Raw genomic sequence first — 216 nt, 5'->3', positions numbered from 1 at the left:
CTTGGCATCATGCTCTTCGGGCGAAAGAAGGTAGGCCCTCGTCTGCATTTCTTCGCCACCTGTGCGGTGGCCCTCGGATCGCTGATCAGCGCCTTCTGGATCCTGTCGGCCAATTCCTGGATGCAGACACCCGCCGGTTACGCCATTGGCTCCGATGGCCGCTTCATTGCCGAGGATTGGTGGGCGATCATCTTCAATCCGTCGTTCCCTTATCGG

The 216-nt window shown here is 59.3% G+C and carries 1 protein-coding gene; it reads left to right on the top strand.

Annotated elements, in window-relative coordinates; genetic code table 11:
- Positions 1–216 (top strand): cytochrome ubiquinol oxidase subunit I (locus ORL50_RS28910; protein ID WP_266020129.1); only part of this gene is annotated, 216 nt, incomplete at both ends.

Source organism: Pseudomonas sp. RIT-562 (genome assembly GCF_026241895.1).
Taxonomy (GTDB): domain Bacteria; phylum Pseudomonadota; class Gammaproteobacteria; order Pseudomonadales; family Pseudomonadaceae; genus Aquipseudomonas; species Aquipseudomonas mandelii_F.
Note: the sequence above shows the minus strand (reverse complement) of the source record. Positions and strands in the feature narration are given on the sequence as shown.